The sequence below is a fragment of the Rufibacter sp. JT20002 genome, from assembly GCF_056491185.1.
Map to the genome: position 1 here is coordinate 224,677 of NZ_JBSZJY010000002.1, position 21,043 is coordinate 245,719.

Sequence of the window (21,043 nt, forward strand, 5' to 3'; positions counted from 1 at the left end):
AAGACAGGTAATGGTGCTCACCATCATCTGGGTTGCCGCTATAAGTTTGATGCTTTTGGCAATGACCGACTTCTTCCGTCAGCGTTTGTTTACCAGAAGAAACCTACCCTTTTTACTTCTGACAGGCACTTCTACGCTTTTCATATTGGGTGTGTACCTGAATTACTTTAAAAACAGGCACTCTGGATGACTCCGCTTTTGAAGGCTGATTTCTTTAAAACAGATCTAAAACAGTTAATCAGATAGAAGAACTAAAACAGCAGGAGATTACCCTTTGCGTTAGTTCATGTTAACTTGATGACAGTTTATAGCAGAATGTCTTTATCTTGAATCTGAAACCAACAGAAATTCATAGTTGATGGAAAAGATGAAGAAAACCTTTGTTAGTCACCCCACCAGAAAGCAGTTGCTTATAGTTACTTCCATTTGGGGAGTGGGCTCCTTTCTACTGATTTGTGCCATGACCGGTTTCTTCCAGCAGCCTTTAGTACTAAGTGAAAACATTGGATTACTTTTCCTGATCGGCACCTCCACATCGGTGGTAATTGAAGTGCTGGTGAATTACTTCAAACCGAAGAAGCTGGAATAGAAGCTTGCAGAATCATACTTTTTATAAAAGCAGCGGCCCCTGATTCAATCAGGGGCCGCTGCTTTTATAGGGAATCTATCTCTATGCCTGAAGTGCCTGCAAAGCTTCCAGGTTTGCCGCCAGGTAAGCATCTGCTAGTTCATCGGTAATGGCTGCGGATACAAACAAGGTTTCAAACTGAGAAGGGGCCAGGTAAATGCCTCGCTGCAACATCTGGTGGAAGTACCGGCCAAACAATTCCAGGTCTGAGGTTTTGGCCGATGCGAAATCAGTGACCGGCTGTTGGGTGAAGAACAGGCTGTACATGGAGCCTACCTGGTTGATGGTAAAGTTCATGCCCAACTGCTGCATGTTCTGGCGGGTACCGTTCACCAGTTTATCGGTGATTTGCTGTAAATGGGTGTAAAGTTCGGGGTGCTCGTTCAGGTAGGTCAAAGCCGCCATTCCCGCCGACATGGCAATCGGGTTGCCAGACAAAGTGCCCGCCTGGTACACCGGACCGGCCGGAGCCACCGCGTTCATGATTTCTACCTTTCCGCCGTAAGCGCCCACTGGCATGCCGCCTCCAATGATTTTGCCCATGGTGGTCATGTCTGGGGTAACCCCATACAACTCCTGCGCACCGCCTTTTGCTAACCGGAAGCCAGTCATCACCTCATCAAAAATCAGCACGATGCCTTCTTTGGTGCAAAGATCGCGCAAGCCTTGCAGGAACCCCTCGGCCGGCGGAACAAGTCCCATGTTGCCTACCACCGGCTCCAAGATAATGGCCGCTACTTGGGCGGGATTAGCATCAATCAAGGTTTGTACAGCGGCCAGATCGTTGTAAGGGGCGGTTAAGGTATCGTTGGCAACTCCCTTGGTTACGCCCGGGCTATCCGGAACTCCCAGGGTGATGGCCCCACTACCTGCGGCGATTAGGAAAGAATCGCCGTGGCCGTGGTAACAGCCTTCAAATTTGATGATTTTGTCTCTGCCCGTAAAACCCCGCGCCACCCGTATGGCAGACATGGTCGCCTCGGTGCCGGAGTTCACCATCCGTACTTTCTCTACGCTGGGTACCATGCTGATGATGAGCTCAGCCATCTCCACCTCGCGGCGGGTGGGAGCGCCAAAGGAGAGAGAACCCGGTAAGGCATCCCGCACGGCTTTCTCCACCACTTCGTGGGCGTGGCCCAGAATCATAGGCCCCCAGGAGTTAATCAGATCCAGGTACTGGTTGCCATCCTCATCGTAGAGGTAAGCCCCTTTCGCCGATTTCATGAAAAGCGGCTTCCCGCCCACTGCTCTGAAAGCCCGCACCGGAGAATTCACCCCGCCGGGAATAGACTGCTGTGCTCGTTGGAATAACTCTTGGCTGGTTGTATGTATAAGTGACATGTGTAGTTAATGAGTGATAGGGTGAAGAAGTGATTGAGAGAAGAAGAAGGTGAGTGAATGGGTCAGGCCTCTTTATTCACTCTTGCTTGCTCACTCACAATCACTAACTAAAATTTAAAGCACTGGGTTTACGACCAACAGGCGGCCGTTTTCCAGTTTTAAAATAGGAAGGTACTGATTGTCCTGAGCTTGTTTTCCTCCGTCGGTACTATAACCGATGCCTTGGTAAAACACTCCGGGTTGCACCCCACTTAACCTTGGAGGCGCCGAATACCCGTTCTCCTGCAACTGCCGGCCGTAGTAGTTCAGCAACTCAAAGCCGGTGTACGTGAAAGAGGAAGGTGGCAGGTTGTAGCGGCTGGTATACGCCTGTTTGAAGCTTTGCAAAGCTGGGTTTTCCGGATCAATGAACTTAGGAGCGGTAAAGTACATCTCCAGGAAATCGAGTTGCGAAAACCCAAGCTGAGGGTTCTCCAGCCAGGCCTGAGGTGCGAATACCGGCACCTTGGAAGCGCGTTGCTCCAGAAAGCTTACGGTGCTGGTCGCCACGTTAGCTGCCGAGGACTGAACCACCAATACCCCTAGATCTTTCAGGTTCACAGGGGCTAAAACAGTAGCAATGTTCCCGTTTGCTTTGGAATTGATCTTATGGGTGCTCACAATTTTACCGCCCAGAGCAGTGAACGTGCGTCTGAAGTTTCCGGCAAATACGGTGTCGTTTTTCTCGCTGTCATACACCAGCACTGCCGTTTTCTTAGGGAAGGTCTGGTACGCGTACGCCGCCGCCCGTTGCCCCTGAGTAGCCACTGAAGTTTCCATCAGGAACAAGTACGGGTTGTCTTTCGCGATATCAGCATCATCAGAGAAAGGGTTTACCATGTTGAGGTTCCGTTTCTGGGCAATTTTGGCAGCAAATGCACTGTTTCCTTTATAGATAGGCCCAATTACCAGGTCCATGGTGCCCATCTCGGGCAGCTCCATCACCTGGCGTACCTGGGCCGTATCATTGCTGGTATCATACGGAAACACGTTCACCTGCACGCCCTGCTTCTGCAAGGAATCGCGGGCCGAGAGAATGCCAGCGTAGAAATCGGTGATGTACAGGTTTTTCTTGTCAACCCGGATGGTTTTGTCTGAGACGTTGAAGGGCAGCAGCACTGCCACATTGTAAGCGGCTTTCTTGATGTTCTCCGAGCGCTGCAGGTAACTCCGGTCCAGTTTGAATTGGCGCACCAAAGCCTCCAACTGCGGACGGTCCTCCTCGGTGAACCAGCCGCTTACCAGTTTGTCGGCGTAAGCCCGTGCCAGGGTGGCGTCCTCGGGGAACTGACGCATGAGGTACTGGAAGGTGGCTTTGTCCGTGAGCAGCATCATGTAGTGCCGTTTCATGGCGGCCACTTCTTCCTCCATCGCCTTCTCGTCAATGGCGGCCAGGGCCTTGAGAGCTCTTAAATATTCTTTCTTTTCAAATAGTACTTGCCCGTGCAGGTATTGGGCATCGGCTAAGCCGCCCCAGTTTGCATGCGTAGAAGTAAGCTGGGTCAGCATTTTGTCGGCCTCGGCATACTTCTTTTGCCGGGAAGCGGCTACGCTGTACAGATAAGCAGCATCTGGGGCGTAGTTTTTACCGGTGGTGGCGCTGGAAATGGGCAACAACTCCGCCATAGCCAGTGCATACTTCTCCTGGTCTAGCAATAAGCGGCCGTTTTGCAGCTTGGTGTTCAGATCAGCACTGGTTTGGGCTTGCACGTTCCAACTCAGCGCAATCCCCGCAACGGCAAGTACTATTTGTTTTTTCATCATTTTCAGAAAACTAAGCTCTAAACCTATTCCCACTCAATGGTAGCTGGTGGCTTGGAGCTGATGTCATAGACGACGCGGTTTACCCCGCGCACCTTGTTGATGATCTCATTAGAGACATCGGCCAGAAATTCATACGGCAAATGGCACCAGTCGGCGGTCATGCCGTCAACACTGGTCACGGCGCGTAAGGCCACCACTCTCTCGTAGGTACGCTCATCGCCCATCACGCCCACGCTTTGGATAGGCAATAACATGGCGCCCGCCTGCCACACCTGGTCGTATAAGCCGGTTCTCTTCAGGGAAGAGATGAAAATATGGTCTACTTCCTGCAGAATGGCCACTTTCTCAGGGGTAATGTCGCCTAAGATACGGATGGCCAAGCCTGGACCAGGGAAAGGATGACGCCCGATTATGGTATCTGCGATTCCCAAGGTTCTGCCTACTAAACGTACTTCGTCTTTGAAGAGTGTCTTCAGGGGCTCTACAACTTTCAATTTCATGAAGTCGGGCAAACCACCTACGTTGTGGTGCGATTTGATAGTCGCCGAAGGGCCTTTCACCGATACCGACTCAATTACGTCTGGGTAAATGGTACCCTGGCCCAGCCACTTGGCATCTTCTACCTGGTGCGATTCCTGGTCGAATACTTCAATGAACACGCGGCCAATGGCTTTACGCTTCGCTTCTGGGTCAGTTAAGCCGGCCAACGCAGAGTAGAACTGGTTTTTGGCATCCACGCCTTTCACGTTCAGCCCCATGTCTTTGTAGGAGTGCAACACATCCTCAAACTCGTTTTTCCGCAACAAGCCATTGTCTACGAAAATGCAGTACAGGTTCTTGCCGATGGCCTGGTGGATGAGCATGGCCGCTACGGAGGAATCCACCCCGCCGGAAAGTCCTAAAATCACTTTGTCATCACCAATCTGCTCGCGCAGCTCGGCCACGGTGCTTTCAATGAATTGATCTGGGGTCCAGTCTTGTGAACAGCCGCTGATGTGCACCACAAAGTTGCGGAGCAGGCGCTTGCCTTCGGTGGAGTGCGTCACCTCTGGGTGGAACTGAATGCCGTAGGTTTCCTGGTCTTTCACCTTGTAGGCGGCCACCTCCACAGAATCTGTGCTGGCAATTACCTCAAAATGATCTGGTATTTTCTTGATGGTATCACCGTGTGACATCCACACCTGGGAGTCAATAGTGATCTCTTTTAATAAGCGGTTGTGCTGGTCAACGTGGCTGAGCTTGGCCCGGCCGTATTCTCTGATGGTAGAAGCGATTACCTCCCCGCCACCTTCCTGCGCCATTAACTGGGCTCCGTAGCACACCCCTAAAACCGGCAAATTGCCCAGAAAAGGGGTAAGGTCTGGATTAGGGTAGTTTTCCTCCCGCACCGAAGACGGGCTCCCCGACAAAATCACGCCCTTGGTATCTGGGGTGATTTCCGGGATTTTATTGAAAGGGTGGATTTCGCAGTAGACGTTAAGCTCGCGGACGCGACGGGCAATCAGCTGCGTGTACTGAGACCCGAAATCGAGAATGAGAATTTTTTCTGGCATGTGCAAAGGTACGCGCCGGTTTCAAAACATGAAAATGAAATTGCAGTGGAGTAGGGGAGAATGAAAAAGCGGCTGTCTAGAGTAAAGTTGGTTGCAGATTTTGTCCGGTTCGCTACATTTTTTGAATAATTTATTCCAAAAAAGGCCGTAGTTTACCAACATGAAAAGCAGGCACGCATTTTGCCTAATCATTTTTGCCAACTTGCCACTAGCTTTATTTTACCTAAAGCGGCAGGTTAACAGACTAGAAACTTACTTCAGTTAAAAATATATTTATGTTAAAAGCTATACTTCTTCCTTTACGGACTGCGCTGGGGGTGCTGCTATCGGCCTCGCTGTTGCTGGGCTGTGAAGCAGATTCAGATATGACAGAGCCTTCTCCGGAAGCCGCTCCTACCAACACCAGCTTCTCGTTGGTGGATAGCATCAAGGTAAATGCGTCTTTCCAGAACATGTACCCCGATGTGTATGAAAAGCTGAACGGCAAAACCTACAAGGTGTCGGCCCAAAACAAGTTGGAGACCTATTATATAGAGGAGAACAACGGGATTACCCTATATTTTAGGGACACGTCTACCGTAAACACCAACTCATGGGTGTCTATTCACTTTAAGAACCGGACCCTGCAGAACTTGCCGAGCTCCATTTCTTTGAAGGAAGCCACCTCGGTGTGCGTGCACAATGGCCAGACCTTTTCTGACGGAAGCGGGGCCATGTCGCCGGGCTGTGTCACCGTTTTAGACGGAACTGCCACCTTGCAATACAATGCCACCTCCAAAGTGCTCACCGGATCAGTAGCCAATCTGAAACTGGGTTTGGAATACTACGTGCCAGAATACTCTTTCCCTAACCGGGCCGGAAACGCTCTGAAGCAAAGTGGTTCTAGCCGGAACCTGAACATCACGTTTGAAAATATAAGAGGCTTCAGAGCTGAATAACCTCCTCTTCACCAGAAATTCTTAATACCCGTTTAGGCTTTGTTTTCACCAAAACAACTTCTAAACGGGTTTTTTCTTTGATGGGTATTTGGGGTTGAAGCCAGAATTTTATTCCTAGGGTTAAAAGGGGTAAGTGAGCTTTAGAGCTGTTTTAAAAAAGAAGTGCAAAACGAATTACTACACCGCAAAGCCTACACCTTGTTTCTGATGTTGCTAATAATCTGCCCGTCGCTCATCTCCAGAATACGATCCGACTTGGCGGCGAACTCGTTATCATGGGTCACTGAGATAATGGTTTGGCCAAACTCCTGGGTTAGCTGCTGAAAAATATCGAAGACGATATGGGTGTTGTGGCTGTCTAGATTGCCGGTAGGTTCATCGCCCATGATGATGCTGGGGTCATTGATGAGGGCCCGGGCAATAGCTACCCGCTGTTGCTGTCCGCCCGAGAGTTTACTAGCGGCTTTATGGGCCTGCTCTTCCACCCCCAGGAGGTTCAGTTTTCCCAGCGCTCTTTGCTCAATCTCTTTCTCGGGGTATTTGCCAAGCTTGAGGGCCGGAATCATGACATTCTGCAGCACTGTAAACTCGGGCAGCAGGAAGTGGAACTGAAAAACAAACCCAATGTACTCGTTTCTGAACTGCGCCAGTTCATTCTGCTTTTTGCCCGTAAGCGTGACACCGTTAATCTCCAGAGAGCCTTCATAGTCGGTGTCCATAGTGGAAAGCAAGTACAATAAGGTAGACTTACCACAGCCAGATTTCCCCACCAACGAGACAAATTCCCCCTTGTTCACCTCCAGATTGATATCCGTGAGTACCCGAAATTTCTCCGGCTCATAGAAATACTTGTTCAGTCCTTGGGTTCTTAGAATGGGATTCATGTGGTGAGAAAGCGTGGAAAAATTAACCGATTACTGACCTCTTATGATTTCAATAGGATCTGCCTGCCCCGCAACCCGGCTGGGGAGATACCCGGCAAAAGCGGTGGTGGCGTTACCAAAAACTAACCCGATCAGGTAATACTTAGGGTTAAACGTCACCGGGAGGGTGTCCATGGTCACAATGTCGCCGCCATTGAAGGGCACCAGTGAAACCAAATAGGAGAGGCCCAACCCAACGGCTAGCCCTAGCACACTACCCAGCAAGCCAATCACCATAGACTGGATCAGGAAGATGTTGCGCACGTCTTTGGCGGCAAACCCGGTGGCTTTGAGAATGGCAATATCTTTCATCTTGTTGTGGATGGTCATGTTCAAGATGTTGTAAATCCCAAATCCGGCCACAATGAGCAGGGTAATGGAAACCGAGTACGTGAGAATGTTTCTGATGATGGAGCCGGTAAGAAAGGTGGCATTGGCAGTTTCCCAATCCTCGGCTTTGTACCCGTAGATGCGCTGCAGTTCTTCGGCTTTGGCCTTGGCCTGGTTAAGATCCCGCAGTTTCACGTTAATGTCTGTAACGTAGCTTTGGTCTTTCTGCAGGATCTTCTGCACCGTACCAATGTTGGCGTAAGCTTTAGAATTGTCAATAGACCCGAGGCCCATCTGAAAGGTACCCACCACTTTTAAAGTCATGGTATAGCCCTGGGGCGTAGTAATCACCACACGGTCTCCATTGCGGGTGTTTAGCTTTTTGGCCAGACCCGTGCCCATGATAATGCCGTCCTGAGACTCCAGCAAATCCTCCAAGCTACCGGACTTAATTTTCTGGCGGAGGTTAAACAGCTTGTCTTCCTCCAGGATGTCTACCCCAGCCAAAGCCCCGTTCAACTGCACCGGACCGTAGTTGTAAAATACCTGTGTGCTCAACAGCGGCGCGGCTCCCATAATTGTTGGATCTTTGCGCAACAGCTCGGCAATCTGAAAGGCATTCCTGATTTTGGGAGTTTCCTGCTTGGGTTTTGGGTGATGGACCACCACCAACCCCTCATGGTTTTGCTCCTCCAGAATGCTACGCCGGGGCTCGGTCACATCATGGAACATCCTAATATCCGGGGTAGAGGTCATGGTGAGTTCCTCGGTGAAGTCGTTCAAGCCCGTCATCAGGCCCACCATGGTGATGAACATGGCAATCCCGAAGGTGACTCCCAGCATGGCCACAATTGTTTGCTTGGGCTTGGCCAGCAGGTGCGTTTTGGCTATCCTAAAAGCTAAGTTCATACCTTATGGGTTTACCAGTTGGGTCTGTGCCGTGAGCCCTCTGGAGATCTCCACCTCGTTCAGCGTTTCCACGCCCTTAACCACTTTCACCTTGGTGGGTTTTCCATCCTGGAGGATTTCCACTGAGTCGCCGGGCAGGAGCAGAGCCCGCGGAATAACCAGGGCTTTAGCTTTGTGCCGGGTGATGATGTTGGCTTCCAGCGCCAGGCCAGAGTAAAAGCCCGGGAGCGTCTCGGTTAACGTGGCGTCTACCCGCAGGGATTGATTCTGCGGATCTACCATGGGGTAGACTTTTGCCACCTGGGCGTTGAACACTTTGTCTGGGTAAGCGTCTATTTTTACCAATATTTTCTGGCCTTCCTTTACCCGTTGGATGTCCAGCTCATCTACCAGCAGTTTTAAATAGAATTGATTTAATTGTCCAGCAACGGCAATAGGTTCGCTGCGGCGCACCAGTTCACCGGGTTCTTTGAGCAGTTTCAGCAACGTGCCATTGATGCTGCTGCGCACCGTGAAGTTTCCGCTTTCCTCCTGGGCCACCTGTAAGTTGGTTTGGGCATTTTGTAGATCCAGGTAGAGTTGGTTTTTCAGTTTGTTGTAGCGGCTCAGATGGGCTTGGTATTCATTGCGGCTGTTTTCATAGGCCAAGGCAAAGCGGTCGTACTCGGCTTTGGAGGTCGCCCGGTTTTGCAGCAAGTTCCGGTACCGGACAAAGTTGGTGGAGTCATAGGCGCGTTTGGCCTGGGCCGCCTGCAAAGCTGCCTGGGCTTCTTTCAAAACCGGGCTGTTGTTGCGGTAATTGGTGCTGGCCATGTTGTAGGCTTCGCGGGCGAACTGGGTACGGGCGTTTTGCTGGGGGCTCTCCAATACGAACAAGGCTTGGTTTTTTTGTACCGGTTGCCCTTCCTGCACCAACTGTTTTACCAACACTCCTTCTGCTTGGGCAAAGATCTGGTACTCCTGGTCTGAGACCACGTGCCCCGAGGCATACACGGCTTCGGTTAGGGGCTTTATTTCCGGGGTAATTGTTTCTGGTTTCTGGTTGCAGTACAACAGGGCGGTGGTACTGAAAGCCAGTGTTACGAAAGTAAAAGCCAGGTACTTTCTGTTCTTAGTTTTCATCTGGGAGCGAAGGGTCTGGTTGGGCAAATTGCTGTTTAATTTGCAGAAGTGCCCGGTTCACGTAATAATTGGCCATGGCACTCAGGTACAGGTTCTGAGACTTGAGCTTCTCGGTATAGACTTGAAGCAATTGGTCTACGGAGTACACGTCCTGCGTATATTTATAGCGGGCTAGTTCATAGTTTTCCTGGTAAAGCCCATAATGTTGTTTGTAGGTCTGCAAGCTTTGGCGGGCATTCTGGAAATTATCGGTGATCTCCTGGGCTTCCTGGCTGGCTTGCAGAGAAAAGTGCTTCAATTCATTTTCGGCCATTTGCTTCTGCAGGGTGGCGCGTCTTAGTTCCGCCGAGCGGTTGAAGCCGCTGAACAGTACCCAATCGGCCCTAAGACCCAATAAGCCCACCTGGTACCAAGGGTAAGTTGAGTCTGTGAAATTCAAAGTATTGCGCTGTGCCTGCTGCGTGAACCGGCCGTACGCCGAGATTTCAGGTAGCCAGCTCAATTTCTGTTTCAACTTTTCCTCTTCGGCCGACCGGATGCGCCATTGCAGAGCCCGGTACAAGCCTAACTGCTCTACTGGGGTGGCAAGAGGGGCAGCGGAAAGAGCCTGGTCGCTCAACGCCTCGGTGAGTTGGAGTTCCTCCCCTGGATTCAGGCCACAAAGCATTTTCAAGCGGGAAAGATTGTTACTGTACGTGGTCTGGTTGTCTGAAAGCTGCTGCCGGCTTTCTAGTTGCAGGGCCTTCAATCGGTTTACTTCCAGCGGCTCCACCAATCCGTTTTTGAACCGTTCTTCAGAAGTTAAGACCAAGGTATCGTTCACGCGCGCGTTCTCCTCAGACAACAGAATGGCTTCCCGGCTAAGGAGGCAGAGATAGTAAACCCTGGCAATCTCCTCGGCGGCGCGTTGCAGGGCATCCTGCTGTCTGTACTGGCTGTACTGCAGTTCGGCCTCTGCAATGCGCCGGTTTTTCCAAGCTTGGGCATTCACCAGGGGCAAGGCCGCCTCTAACCCGAAGGAAAGATTGTATTGGGTGCCAAACTGCACCGCAATAAACTCACCCGGTGCTCCGTCCAAGAATTCCGCCGGAATCAACTGTACTGGCAGTGCCAGGTAATCGTCAAAGGCTGCTGTTGCTTTTACCTGTGGGTATAAAGCCGACTTTGACCTTATCACCTGCTGTTCTGCTACTTGCTGAGCAAGCTCCTGGTTATGGAGGTCAGGCCTGTTCTTCTGGGCATAGGCCGTGGCTTCTTCCAATGAATGGAAGACCACCTGTGCGTTTGACGCTAAGGTAAGTTGTAGGAAGAGCAGAAGCAGTAAACTAAATCTATTCATGAGCGGTGCACGAGCAAAGCCTTTCATACATTAAAATAAGAAGGGGCGGGGAGAGGGAAAACTTGTTTGCCAAAGGAAGCTTAAAAACACCCCATAATAAGGTATGGTGGCCTATTTCAAAATTAACCTCCCTGATAACTAGGATACTTACCTCTTTGTTGGGCCAATTTCATAAAATTAAGCTAAAAACAGCTTGCGCTGAATAAAAGGCTTCGTATCTTTGCAACGGCAAATCGGTACGGCCAGCTCCTGCTGAACTCCCCCAGGCCCGGAAGGGAGCAAGGGTAGGTGGTTGAGCGGCGCGATACTCGGTTTGCCGCTTTTTTTTGCCCATACCCCAACGGATTCTCTTCCGCTTCTTTATACCTTCTACTTCTTCAAGCGTGATTTAAGGCTCTTTTCTAAATTAGGCCTTTAAACGAATTCATTTCTTTGTGAGCCTTCTAAAGTTTAAGCCAAAGAAGTTGCTGCCTGATTTTGGGAAAAGATCAGCTTACCCCTTGCTGCATTGGTATTTTGTTGGCTTTGGAAGACAGTAAAGGCATCAATTTAGTACAAAAGCCGTATTCACCTCTGAAAACGCAACTTCAGCTAATGGGGGTAACCAAGTGACGCACAGATCTAACAGATAATCTGAAACTTCTTAGGTGCGTGACCATTACCATTGGGCGTGTCCTAGATTCGCTTACAAGTTATTTCTGGGAGTTGCTTTTCTCCTAAAACCTACCTTAAACTAACCCTATGTCTACCCAGGCCGAACACGAGGAAATCATTAATGACAAACTCCGGCATTTGGAGGAAGAGAACCGGCTTCTTCGGTTAGAGAACAGGCAATTGCGGACAGACGCAGGGGAGGCGCTTTGTAGGCATAAGGAGCAAATCGCTATTGAAGTTAGGTATCAAGAGAGTCAATCGCGTTTTGAGACCATCTTCAGTCAGTCTAAGCTTGGAAATAAAATCATTGCCCCAGATCTGAAAATCATTCAGGTAAATGAAGCCTTGATAAACATGCTGGGTTACTCAGAAGAAGAACTGGTAGGCTCCAAGGTGATTGACTTTGCCCATCCAGATTTCGTTTGCCATTGGCTTGACCTGCAAGACAATCTGTGGACAAAGAAAATCCCTTCCTTTCAAATTGAAACCTGTCTTTTGAAGAAGGACGGAAGCGGCCTTTGGGTACAGGTTACCTCCATGATTTTCAAGGACAATGATACTACCTTGGGGTACACCATAGTGGAGGATATCAAAGAACGAAAAGCTTTGGAACAGAATCTGAAGAGATTGTACGAAGCCCAGGAAACCATTCTGCACATGGTCGCCCATGACTTAAAGAATCCCCTCAACAACATCAGCCTTTTAACAGAATACCTGAAGGAAAATCTGGAGAATGCCCAGGAAATAGTAGGCGGTGATAAGAAGGAAAATCTCACGTTTGTGAATTTGATCTCCGAAACCTGTAAAAAGACCTTCGCCATCATTAAAGACTTGCTGTTCATAGGAGACATGAACCAGAGTGTCCATCTGGAGAAAGCCGATTTGAACACTTTTGTGCAAGCAGAACTGGCCGGTTTGGGAATAGATGCAAAAAAGAAAGGGGTTGAGGTAAACTTTGTTCATCCTGACTCGCCGGTCTATGCCCTTATCAACCAACAAAAGTTTCCCAGAATTTTGGAAAACCTGCTTACTAATGCGGTCAAATTCACCAAACCCGGAGGTAGGGTAAGCATTTCCTTAACCGAGCAGGGCAACAAAGTACTGCTTCAGATCAGTGATAACGGCATCGGGATACCTGATAAGCTGAAAGCTACCGTATTTGATAAGTTCACCAATGCCAAGCGGCAAGGCACCGAAGGAGAATCAACCACCGGTCTGGGGCTCTTTATCGTGAAGCAGATCGTTGACTTGCACCAAGGCAAAATCTGGATGGAAAGCCAGGAAAACGTGGGTACCACTTTCTTTATTGAGCTTGAGCGCAGCCAAGACTAAACATGTTTTGGAGACCTTTTTGGCGAAAGTCCCTTAAAATACCTAGAAAAGAAAGAGCTTCTATTTGGAAAGCCTTTCCTAAGCCCTTGGCTTGCTTTTGCATACAGCAGAATTCCAAGGGGCCTTTTAGCCTTAGTAAGGAAGCGTAAAATACTTCATAGGGTGGTTCGGTTTTAAACAAGATTGAACTAGATTTGTGATCCAAACACATTAGAACTATGAAATTTTTCATTGATACCGCTAACCTGAACGAAATCCGCGAAGCCCATGATTTAGGCGTGTTGGATGGCGTCACCACCAACCCATCGCTCATGGCCAAAGAAGGCATTGTAGGCTATGACAATGTCATGAAGCACTACCAAGCCATCTGCGAGATTGTAGACGGAGACATCAGCGCGGAGGTAATTGCCACTGATTTCGAGAACATGGTGAAAGAAGGAGAGGAGCTAGCCCAGCTTCATCCTAACATTGTGGTGAAAGTGCCCATGACCAGAGACGGCGTGAAGGCCATTAAATATTTCACTGACAAAGGCATCAAAACCAACTGCACCCTCGTTTTCTCAGCGGGTCAGGCCATTTTGGCCGCTAAAGCCGGTGCTACCTACGTGTCTCCATTTGTGGGCCGTTTAGACGATATCGGGACAGATGGGTTGGACTTGATTGACCAGATCGTGAACATCTACCAGAACTACGGGTTCGCAACTGAGGTACTGGCCGCGTCTGTTCGTCACGTGATGCACTTGGTGAAATGCGCCGAGATTGGCGCCGATGTGGTGACTTGCCCATTAAACGTGATCACCGGCCTTCTGAACCACCCCTTGACTGACAGCGGTCTGGCGAAGTTCCTGGCTGACCACAAAAAAGTGAACGCCTAAATCAAGTAAAAATTCAAAGTTAGAAATTAGAGATGGTTGGGTTTAGAAGTAGGCCGCGCCCTTTCTGAATGTCATCATTTTTAATTTCTAATTTTTAATTCATAAGAAGTGTACATCATCAAAGTTAAAGGCAAGGCCAAGATTCCGGATTATATTCAGTTGCGCGATGAGAACTTCGTGCTGATTGCCTACTTCCGGGCCGACCGCCCTTTGAAAAACCTGGACCGCTACGGCCTGGAAAGCAAGGAGGAAGAGTTAGCCTCCGTAATTGCCGGGCTGGAGTTTGGAAAACTTCAGAAATTGGAGATTTAAGCCTCTCTTTAGGAGAATGCTTGAATTGGGCGCTTTGGAATACCTACCAGAGTATCCTTAGTTTTTAGATTATGATTACCTGCTGCCGTTAGGCAGTGTTTACCTTTTTCTCTTACCCTGCTATGGAATTCTCGTCTAACCCAGTGGTCCTGCTGCACAAAGTTTCTATCTTTCAGGATGTCAATACTATTTTGGCTGATGTCACCTGTACCATTGAGAAAGGGGAGTTTGTGTACTTAGTAGGCCGTACCGGAAGTGGTAAGAGTTCTTTGCTGAAAACCCTATACGCTGATCTGCCCCTGAAAGCGGGCACCGCGCAGGTAGCTGGGTTTAATATCCATTCCCTTACTTGGAACCAGGTGCCGTTCCTTCGGCGAAAGATTGGAATCGTGTTCCAGGATTTCCAGTTGCTCTTTGACCGTACCGTAGCCGATAACCTCAAGTTTGTGCTCAAAGCCACCGGCTGGAACGATAAGTCCAGAATCAAAAACCGGATATCAGAGGTATTGATGCGGGTAGGCTTGGATGCCGTGGCTAACAAAATGCCTCACCAGCTTTCGGGTGGGGAGCAACAGCGTGTGGTGATCGCCCGGGCATTATTAAATGAGCCGCTCATTCTTTTTGCCGATGAGCCTACCGGTAACTTGGACCCCGATGTGACCCAAGGCATCATGGATCTGTTTCAGGAGATCAACAACAGCGGGACAGCGGTTTTGATGGCCACCCACAACCACCACATTCTGCAGCGTTATCCTCGCCGTATTCTGAAGTGCGAGAAGGGCCGCGTTCTGGATTCTGCCCGCGAACAGTTCTCGCTGACAGATGTTATCTGAGCTTTCCATTCTCATCCCCGTTTACAACCAAAACATTCTCCCTTTAGTGGAGACCCTGCACCAGCAGGCCCTTTCTCTTCCAATTACTTTTGAAATAAGGGTCTATGACGATGGTTCAAATCAAATCACGTTAGACCAGAACCAATCCCTGCAATCAATTTCTGAGGTGGTTTACCTAAAACTGCCTCAGAACCTAGGCCGTTCTCAAATTAGGCACCGGCTTGCCCAGGAAGCACAGTACCAATACCTTCTCTTCCTGGACAATGACGTACTGCCGGTGCATGCAGATTTTTTACAGCGGTATCTGGCTACGGCAATAAGCGGAGTAGTGGTTGGCGGAGTGGCTTACAAAAAGGAACCTCCAACTCCTGGTTCAGAATTGCGCTGGGTGTACGGCAAAGCACGCGAGGAAGAGGCGGCTCACCTTCGGCAAAAAGCCCCTTATGAACGGGTGTTTTCCAGTAATCTGCTTGTATCTAAATCGGTTTTTCTGGAGCACTTTCCACATAACGAAATACAGGGTTATGGCCACGAAGACACTTTGTTTGCCTGGCGGCTGAAGCAGAAGAACATTCCTGTCCTGCACATTGACAACCCGGTTTGGCATCTGGGACTGGAGCCTAGTGAGGTGTACCTCCTTAAAACGCAACAGGCCATCCATAACCTGGTTTTGCTTCACCAGCGCTACCAAGTGGGCGAGGACTCCAAGTTGTTCAAGGCCTACCGAAAACTCAAAAAGTGGAAGATAGGAACCCTTCTCCAGGAAAACCGGCAGTGGCTTTTCCCTTTGTTGAAGCGCAACCTAGTTTCCAGGAAACCTCACCTTCGCTTATTTGATCTTTACCGGCTGTTGCTGTTGGATATGTACTTGCGGAAGTAAAGGGCGCTTTTTGGTGCCTTTACTGAAAAGAAGACCTAAACAGCATTCATAAAAAAAGCCCTTCCAAACGGAAAGGCTTCTTTGCTTCAATTACTCTATGGAAGCCTTAGTCATTATCGTCGTCTTTGACAGCTTTCTCGGCTTTATTAGCAGCTTTCTTAGCAGTTTTGCTTACTGCTTTTCCGGCTTTCTTAGCACCCGAAGCCACATCTTTACCTGCCTCTTTTGTCGCTTCTCCTACTTTGCTGTTAGAAATGTCTTTGCCTACTTCTTTCGCTCCGGAGGCCACGTCATGGGCTGCTTCCTTGGTAGCTTCCCCAACTTTGCTGTTGGAAATGTCTTTTCCTACTTCTTTGGCACCGACCGCTACATCATGGGCAGCTTCTTTGGTGGCTTCTCCAGCCTTGCTGTTCGAGATATCTTTCCCTACTTCTTTCAGATCCGACCCAACTTTACCGGCAGTGTTGCCAGCTTTGTTGGCGTTCTTTATGGCCACGTATTTGGTTTTGGCTTTAGCAATTTCCCACTTGTCTTTGTCGGTCAGCTGGTCTTGGATTGCGTTTTTACGGTCATCTAACTGATTCCAGTATTTCTCAACGGTATCCCAGTCGTTGTTGCTGAAGCCAGCTTTATGCGCCTCTACGTGGGCTACGAAGTCTTCATAGGCCTTCCGGATGTCAGTAGAAGTGTAAGAGGCGACTTTGCTTTCATCTAACCCACTGGTATGAGAGCTAGTCATTCCGGCACTTTGGTTAGTTTGTCCATAGGTGTCAGAAACGGCAGCTGAACTAGAGGAGGTAGAGGAAACTCCGGTTGAAGTGTTAGCACTGTCAGTACGGGCACAGGAGAATTGGGTAAAAACCAACGTGAAGGAGGCCGCTACAAATAGCGTATGTTTTTTTAAGTTATTGTACATTTTCATAGTCGTAAGTCTGTTTTGTTTCCCTATTAATTTTTGGTTTTATGTTAAACGAGATTAAATTTTAGAGGTTTCACATTAATTATAAGACTCCTTGTAGGGAGATGGTAATTGTATTATGTGGAGTTTGGTGTTGAATAGAATTGCCAAAGGAACATGGGAATATTCCGACGAACGTGCACATGGTTCTCTTCACAAAACCTATATTTGTCTTTTCAACAGAATCCATGAACCAGCTCCAGATGGTAGACCTGAAAGGTCAATACCAGCGTCTGAAACCCCAGATTGATGCCGCCATGCAAGCCGTGGTAGACAGTACCGCTTTCATCAACGGACCACAGGTGAAAACCTTCGCCGTTAACCTAGCCCAGTACTTACAGGTGAACCACGTAATTCCTTGTGCCAATGGCACCGATGCTCTGCAAATCGCGTTAATGGCCTTGGACTTACCCGCGGGCGGAGAGGTGATTGTACCTGCTTTCAACTACGTGGCTACTGCCGAGGTAATCGCCTTGCTGGGTTTAAAGCCCGTGTTTGTAGACGTGCTACCTGATACGTTCTGTATTGATCCGGCCAAAGCCCGTTTAGCGGTTACAGAGAAAACGGTGGCTATTATGCCGGTGCACTTGTTTGGGCAGTGCGCGCCTATGGAGGAGATCATGGACCTGGCCATCGCGCAGGAGTTATTTGTGATTGAAGACAATGCCCAGGCCATTGGTGCCCAGTACGTGGATGCTGAGGGCGGAACTTCCTTTGCCGGAACCATCGGGCATATCGGAACCACGTCCTTTTTCCCGTCCAAGAACCTGGGCTGCATGGGCGATGGTGGGGCCATTTTCACGCAGGACGAGGAACTGGCGAAAACCTTGCAGCAAATTGCCAACCACGGCCAGCACAAGAAATACCACTACTCCCTCGTAGGCGTTAATTCCCGCTTAGACACCCTGCAGGCCGCCTTGCTGGATGTGAAACTCACCCAACTGGATGATTTCATTTACCGCCGTCAGAAAGCGGCTGGAGTGTATGATGCCTACTTTGCGGAGGTTGAGCAGATTAAGATTCCGGCCCTGGCAACCTACAGCAGCCATGTTTTCCACCAGTACACCTTACAGGTGCCAGCCGACCAGCGCGATGCGTTGAAAGCTTATCTGCAAGAGAAAGGAATCCCCAGCATGGTCTATTACCCGGTTCCGTTGCACCTGCACGAGGCCTATGCTTATCTGGGCTACAAAGCAGGTGATTTCCCGGTGTCTGAGGAGCTATGCGGAAAGGTGATTTCCCTGCCCATGCACACAGAACTCTCCGAGGAGCAACAACAATACATTGCCGAGGCGGTGGTGAACTTCTTTAAAAGCTAACTCTACCCTCGGCATCAGCTTACATTAAAGAAACAAATGAGCTCCGTTTTCGGGCAAAATTCCGGGAAAGGAGATTAAAACGAATAGAAGGCATCTAATGTCAGAAAAGATAAAGTTTGCAGTAATAGGAGCGGGCCACATTGGCAAGCGCCACGCCACCATGGTACAGCGCCATCCCGAGGGAGAATTAGTGGCCATGGTAGACACCGACCCGGCCCGGTTGGATGAGGTGGAGCCTTTTGGCGTGCCTTTCTTCACCAGCATGGAAGAGTACCTAGCTTCTGGCCCAAAGGCTGATGTTATCTGCGTGTGCACGCCCAACGGCTTCCATGCCGACCAAGCCATGCTGGCCCTGGAAAATGGCTGCCACGTGGTTTGCGAAAAACCCATGGCCCTGAGCAAAGCCGACTGCGAGCGCATCATCTACAAATCACTGCAGACGTCTAAGCTAGTCTTCTGCGTGATGCAGAACCGTTACAGTCCGCCCTCGCTGTGGCTTAAAGAGATGATTTCTGAGAAGCGCTTGGGCGAGATCTTCCTGGTACAGATCAACTGCTACTGGAACCGTGACAACCGATACTACAAAGCCGGTACCTGGAAGGGAAACCAGGCCTTGGATGGCGGTACCTTGTTCACCCAGTTCAGCCACTTTATTGATATCATGTACTGGCTGTTTGGGGATATCAAGAACATTCACGGCCGGTTCATGGATTTCAACCACCAGCACCTGACTGATTTTGAAGACAGTGGCCTCATCCATTTTGATTTCATGAACGGAGGCGCCGGTACGCTCAACTATTCCACTGCTGTTTGGGACACGAACCTTGAAAGCAGCATGACTATCATCGGGGAGAAGGGGAGCATCAAGGTAGGCGGTCAGTACATGAACGAGGTAGAATATTGCCACGTGCAGGATTACGTTATGCCCGAACTTCCGCCTAGCAGCCCCGCCAACGACTACGGCCACTACAAAGGTAGTGCCGCCAATCACCACTTCATCTTCGAGAACGTGATTGACACCCTCAAAGGCAAAACTTTCGCCACCACCAATGCTTTGGAAGGACTTAAAGTAGTGGAGATCATTGAACGCATTTACGCATTGAAGAAGTAAGGGCTTAAGAGCCACGGGAAAGACTATGTCAGTATCAAATTTTTACGACGAATACACCGAGCAGCAGTTCCAAAAAGGAATCCACATCCGGCACCGGACTATTCTGAAAAACCTGAAAGAAGCAGGGCTGAAGTCTGATTCAAGGGTGTTGGAGATTGGCTGCGGCATCGGGACCGTGACGCACTTGCTGGCCAAAGCCACGCCGCAGGGGAAAGTCCTGGCCGTAGACATCAGCCCGAAGAGCATTGACATGGCCCGCCGGTTTAACCAGCAGTTCAACCACGTAGAGTTCGCCGTGTCCGACATGACCGATTTCCAGCGTCCGGAGAAGTTTGACTTTGTGGTGTTACCCGATGTGATTGAGCATATTCCGCTGGAACAGCACCCCAATCTGTTTCAGGTCATTGCGAAGCACCTGCACCCTAAATCGGTGGTGACCATCAATATTCCGCACCCGTTGTACCTGACGTGGGTGCGCGAGCATCAACCGGAGTTGCTACAGGTAATTGACCAACCCATCCACACCGATGAGCTGCTGCGCAACACCTACGCCGCTGGTTTGTACCTGCACAAACTGGAGAGCTATTCGCTTTTCTCGCAGGTGGAAGATTACCAATGGATGGTTCTGAAGCAGCGTCTGGTACCGGAGAAGGTGCAGCCCAAATCTAAAGTAGACTTAAAACTGCAGGACTTATCCTCCAAGTGGCTGTAGGCCGTTAACTGCTTTTTTACCCATGTCGGCGCGTAAACCTGTTCTGCTTTATTTCTATCCTGCCCAGTCTTCATTTGTAGTGAAAGACCTGCGGCTGATGGAGCAGCAGTACGAGGTTCGGCACAAAGGTTTTTTGCCAGCCAAAAAGTGGCAGACGCCTTTGGTGTGGCTCGGGCAAATGTTCTTTCTTCTGCATCACATCTGGCAAGCCGAAGCCTTGGTCTGCATGTTTGCCGGATACCATTCCTTTTTTCCGGCCCTTTTGGGAAAACTGGCCCGAAAGCCCTGCCTGATCGTGGCCGGTGGCACTGACTGTGTGTCTTTCCCTAGCATTGGCTACGGGGTCTTCTCCAATCCTATTTTAGGTAAGTTCGCCCGCTGGTCGTATGAGTTAGCAGCGCATATCGCGCCGGTGCACGAAAAGCTGGTGTGGCAGGACTATACTTATCAGCCCAGCGACTTTCCGCACCAGGGCTTCCGCTTCCATTGCCCTAACCTCAAGACCCCGCACTCTACTGTTTACAACGGCTATGATGCCGATTTTTGGCAGCCTGTCCCAACCATATTGAGGCAGCCAAACGCTTTCCTCACAGTTTGTGCGGGCCTAGACATGCGGTTCACCCAACGGCTCAAAGGATTGGATTTGATTCTGGAGGTAGCTAACCGGGTGCCAGAGGCTACTTTCACCATCGTAGGAGCGCCAGCCGGCTTCCGGTTTCCGGAACAACCAGCCAACGTGAAACTGCTGCCCAAAATGTCTCTGCATGATTTGGGAGCCGTCTACAGCGCACATACCTTCTATATGCAATTGTCTATGTCTGAAGGCTTCCCCAATGCACTCAGTGAAAGTATGCTGTGTGGCTGCGTACCGGTGGTAAGCCAGGTAGGAGGTATGGCAGATATCATTCAAGGCAGCGGCTATGTACTGGCCCAAAGAAATGTGGAACTGCTGGAAACCTTGGTGAAAACGGCACTTACCTCTGACAATAGCCAAAGAGCCTTAACCGCAAGGAATATTATTAAAGTAAACTATCCGGAACAACGCCGGGAGACAGAGCTGCTGGGATTGCTGAGGCAATTGACATCACGTTATGACTGATGTTCATGTATCAAGAAATCTGGAACCTGGTAAAATAAATGCGGCCTGAGATCTTTACAGATACAGGCCGCA

19 protein-coding genes and 1 other RNA gene are annotated in these 21,043 nt (G+C 49.7%); 12 read left to right on the forward strand and 8 right to left on the reverse strand.

The genetic code is table 11. The features are described from left to right. The first annotated feature begins 367 nt into the window (after positions 1-367). Positions 368-589, forward strand: coding sequence for a hypothetical protein (locus tag ACW9SV_RS10410; protein ID WP_479556698.1), 222 nt, complete (start codon positions 368-370; stop codon positions 587-589). A gap of 81 nt (positions 590-670) precedes the next feature. Here ACW9SV_RS10410 and hemL read toward each other — a convergent pair whose 3' ends face one another. The 3 genes from hemL to guaA form a co-directional block, all read right to left on the reverse strand. Further along, positions 671-1,969, reverse strand: coding sequence for a glutamate-1-semialdehyde 2,1-aminomutase (gene hemL / locus ACW9SV_RS10415; protein ID WP_479556699.1), 1,299 nt, complete (start codon positions 1,967-1,969; stop codon positions 671-673). 114 nt (positions 1,970-2,083) lie between these two features. Continuing rightward, a complete protein-coding gene (locus tag ACW9SV_RS10420; RefSeq protein WP_479556700.1) occupies positions 2,084-3,772 on the reverse strand; it encodes an ABC transporter substrate-binding protein in 1,689 nt (562 codons plus the stop codon). Positions 3,773-3,795: 23 nt separating this feature from the next. After that, complete coding sequence (gene guaA, locus ACW9SV_RS10425) at positions 3,796-5,325, reverse strand: glutamine-hydrolyzing GMP synthase (protein WP_479556701.1); 1,530 nt, start codon at positions 5,323-5,325, stop codon at positions 3,796-3,798. A 275-nt stretch (positions 5,326-5,600) separates the two neighbouring features. Here guaA and ACW9SV_RS10430 point away from each other — a divergent pair, with 275 nt between their 5' ends. Further along, on the forward strand, positions 5,601-6,263 hold the full coding sequence (locus ACW9SV_RS10430; protein ID WP_479556702.1) for a hypothetical protein: 663 nt from the start codon (positions 5,601-5,603) through the stop codon (positions 6,261-6,263). Positions 6,264-6,454: 191 nt separating this feature from the next. Here ACW9SV_RS10430 and ACW9SV_RS10435 read toward each other — a convergent pair whose 3' ends face one another. The 4 genes from ACW9SV_RS10435 to ACW9SV_RS10450 are packed head-to-tail and all read right to left on the reverse strand — an operon-like array spanning position 6,455 to position 10,886. Continuing rightward, a complete protein-coding gene (locus tag ACW9SV_RS10435; RefSeq protein WP_479556703.1) occupies positions 6,455-7,147 on the reverse strand; it encodes an ABC transporter ATP-binding protein in 693 nt (230 codons plus the stop codon). A gap of 30 nt (positions 7,148-7,177) precedes the next feature. Continuing rightward, the gene (locus ACW9SV_RS10440; protein WP_479556704.1) at positions 7,178-8,425 is read right to left on the reverse strand and encodes an ABC transporter permease; all 1,248 of its coding nucleotides are present in this window, start codon (positions 8,423-8,425) and stop codon (positions 7,178-7,180) included. A 3-nt stretch (positions 8,426-8,428) separates the two neighbouring features. Then, the gene (locus ACW9SV_RS10445; RefSeq protein WP_479556705.1) at positions 8,429-9,547 is read right to left on the reverse strand and encodes an efflux RND transporter periplasmic adaptor subunit; all 1,119 of its coding nucleotides are present in this window, start codon (positions 9,545-9,547) and stop codon (positions 8,429-8,431) included. After that, positions 9,537-10,886, reverse strand: coding sequence for a TolC family protein (locus ACW9SV_RS10450; protein WP_479556706.1), 1,350 nt, complete (start codon positions 10,884-10,886; stop codon positions 9,537-9,539). Before ACW9SV_RS10450 ends, ACW9SV_RS10445 begins: the two co-directional genes overlap by 11 nt. 224 nt (positions 10,887-11,110) lie before the next feature. Here ACW9SV_RS10450 and ffs point away from each other — a divergent pair. From ffs to ACW9SV_RS10480, 6 genes are all read left to right on the forward strand, one after another. Continuing rightward, positions 11,111-11,210, forward strand: an RNA gene (ffs, locus tag ACW9SV_RS10455) — signal recognition particle sRNA small type. A 417-nt stretch (positions 11,211-11,627) separates the two neighbouring features. After that, on the forward strand, positions 11,628-12,872 hold the full coding sequence (locus ACW9SV_RS10460; protein WP_479556707.1) for a sensor histidine kinase: 1,245 nt from the start codon (positions 11,628-11,630) through the stop codon (positions 12,870-12,872). A gap of 218 nt (positions 12,873-13,090) precedes the next feature. Next, positions 13,091-13,747, forward strand: coding sequence for a fructose-6-phosphate aldolase (fsa, locus tag ACW9SV_RS10465; RefSeq protein ID WP_479556708.1), 657 nt, complete (start codon positions 13,091-13,093; stop codon positions 13,745-13,747). 108 nt (positions 13,748-13,855) lie between these two features. Beyond that, positions 13,856-14,059, forward strand: coding sequence for a fructose-6-phosphate aldolase (locus tag ACW9SV_RS10470; protein ID WP_479556709.1), 204 nt, complete (start codon positions 13,856-13,858; stop codon positions 14,057-14,059). Between the two features lie 122 nt (positions 14,060-14,181). Continuing rightward, the gene (locus tag ACW9SV_RS10475; RefSeq protein WP_479556710.1) at positions 14,182-14,892 is read left to right on the forward strand and encodes a cell division ATP-binding protein FtsE; all 711 of its coding nucleotides are present in this window, start codon (positions 14,182-14,184) and stop codon (positions 14,890-14,892) included. After that, a complete protein-coding gene (locus ACW9SV_RS10480) occupies positions 14,882-15,772 on the forward strand; it encodes a glycosyltransferase family 2 protein (protein WP_479556711.1) in 891 nt (296 codons plus the stop codon). The genes ACW9SV_RS10475 and ACW9SV_RS10480 overlap by 11 nt, the downstream gene beginning before the upstream one ends. Before the next feature lie 106 nt (positions 15,773-15,878). Here the strand turns inward: ACW9SV_RS10480 and ACW9SV_RS10485 are convergent, their stop codons facing one another. Continuing rightward, positions 15,879-16,688 carry a hypothetical protein gene (locus tag ACW9SV_RS10485; protein WP_479556712.1) on the reverse strand — a complete coding sequence of 270 codons (810 nt, stop codon included), beginning with the start codon at positions 16,686-16,688 and terminating at the stop codon, positions 15,879-15,881. Positions 16,689-16,918: 230 nt separating this feature from the next. Between ACW9SV_RS10485 and ACW9SV_RS10490 the strand changes: the two genes are divergently transcribed. The 4 genes from ACW9SV_RS10490 to ACW9SV_RS10505 all read left to right on the forward strand — a co-directional run bounded on the left by ACW9SV_RS10490 (position 16,919) and on the right by ACW9SV_RS10505 (position 20,971). Then, complete coding sequence (locus ACW9SV_RS10490; protein WP_479556713.1) at positions 16,919-18,049, forward strand: DegT/DnrJ/EryC1/StrS family aminotransferase; 1,131 nt, start codon at positions 16,919-16,921, stop codon at positions 18,047-18,049. 97 nt (positions 18,050-18,146) lie between these two features. After that, positions 18,147-19,160 carry a Gfo/Idh/MocA family protein gene (locus tag ACW9SV_RS10495; protein WP_479556714.1) on the forward strand — a complete coding sequence of 338 codons (1,014 nt, stop codon included), beginning with the start codon at positions 18,147-18,149 and terminating at the stop codon, positions 19,158-19,160. 25 nt (positions 19,161-19,185) lie between these two features. Beyond that, entirely contained in the window at positions 19,186-19,872 is a 687-nt protein-coding gene (locus ACW9SV_RS10500) for a class I SAM-dependent methyltransferase (protein ID WP_479556715.1), read from the forward strand. A gap of 22 nt (positions 19,873-19,894) precedes the next feature. Beyond that, positions 19,895-20,971, forward strand: coding sequence for a glycosyltransferase family 4 protein (locus tag ACW9SV_RS10505; protein ID WP_479556716.1), 1,077 nt, complete (start codon positions 19,895-19,897; stop codon positions 20,969-20,971). Positions 20,972-21,043 lie beyond the last annotated feature (72 nt).